Origin of the sequence: Pseudomonas sp. SbOxS1, assembly GCF_013416725.1 — a bacterium.
Lineage (GTDB): Bacteria > Pseudomonadota > Gammaproteobacteria > Pseudomonadales > Pseudomonadaceae > Aquipseudomonas.
In genome coordinates, this window is sequence record NZ_JAAVXC010000058.1 from 1 (window position 1) to 1,368 (window position 1,368).

Consider the following 1,368-nt stretch of genomic DNA (forward strand, 5'->3'; position numbering starts at 1 on the left):
CGCTAATGAAATGGTCACCCCCGCCGCCCCCTGTGATCGCCCACTAAGCTTTCACAGGGGGTTCACCGGAGACCATTGCCATGACCAAAGTAGCTATTGCAGCCATCGACCTGGGAAAACATACCTTTCACTTGCATGCGCAAGATGATCGCGGGCATGAGCTCTACCGCAAAAAGTTTACGCGTACCTCGCTCATCCAGCATCTGGCGAATGTCGAGCCTTGCACCGTGGTAATGGAAGCCTGTGGCGGCGCCCACTTCATGGCGCAGGAGGTCACAAAACTTGGACATTTACCCAAGCTCATTGCCCCCCATCTCGTACGCCCTTACGTGAAAAGCAACAAAAACGACTTCGCCGATGCTGAAGCAATTTGCGAAGCGGCGACTCGCCCGACGATGCGCTTTGTGCCGGTAAAAACCCAGGCCCAGCAAGTGCTAGCCATGTCCAACTCGATACGCGATGCGTTCATCAAGGACCGCACGGCGACCGCCAATCGGATTCATGCGGCCCTTCTAGAAATCGGCATCAGCCTGGCCCCCGGCTTCAAATCGATCAACTCGCTGCCGGCGCTGCTTGAGGCGAGTTCAATTTCTCAGCCCTTCAAAAACAATCTGACGAGGCTGTATCGACATTTCAAAAATCTGGAAGAGGAGATCAAGTCGCTGGACAGGGAGTTGCAATGCCAGGCCGCTGAAGATGATCTGGCGACTCGCTTGATGACCATGCCGTGTGTCGGCCCGGTCACCTCCACCGTCCTGGCCGCGGAGTTGGGCGATGGCAAACAGTTCAAATGCGGCCGAGGCTATTCAGCCTCGATCGGCCTGGTGCCCAAACAACACTCCACCGGCGGCAAGAGCGTACTGCTGGGCATCAGCAAGCGCGGAGATCGTAACCAGCGACGCCTGCTCGTCCAATGCGCCCGGGTGTACCTGATGCATCTGGACCACCAGAAAGGCTGGCTGGCGGACTGGGTCCGACAGCTATTGGCCTGTCATCACTCCAACCATGTGGTCTGCGCATTGGCCAACAAACTGGCGAGAATCGCCTGGGCAATTGCAGCACATCGTACTGAATTCGATGCAGGGCCAAACGCGATGAACGCCTGACCCTGCTGTCACCCGAGCACCACCCACCTGGTTTTGCGATGCTGGATAACTGATGACGTGAACGGCCAACCGGCCTGACGACAACCCTGGGCTCTTACACGGCTGAAAGGCCGTCTCGCTAATAAGGATCGTTGGGCATCGATTCTCATCGAGGCGCGGGGCGACACCCCCACTCAGACGCCGGATAGATGAAAGCAAGCCAAACACGCATCAAAAACAGTATTGCAGAAAAGGGGGTAACCATAGATGTAAGAGCGAAACC

1 protein-coding gene is annotated in these 1,368 nt (G+C 56.7%); it reads left to right on the forward strand.

Annotated elements, in window-relative coordinates; all coding sequences use genetic code 11:
* Positions 1 to 80: 80 nt before the first annotated feature.
* Positions 81 to 1,106: an IS110 family transposase gene (locus HFK74_RS31940; RefSeq protein ID WP_180207038.1), complete on the forward strand. Its 1,026-nt coding sequence runs from the start codon at positions 81 to 83 to the stop codon at positions 1,104 to 1,106.
* The last annotated feature ends 262 nt before the right edge of the window (positions 1,107 to 1,368 follow it).

Bases quoted from the DNA above. Each gene is read 5' to 3' on its own strand.
- HFK74_RS31940 (WP_180207038.1), top strand. From the start codon at position 81: ATGACCAAAGTAGCTATTGCAGCCATCGACCTGGGAAAACATACCTTT.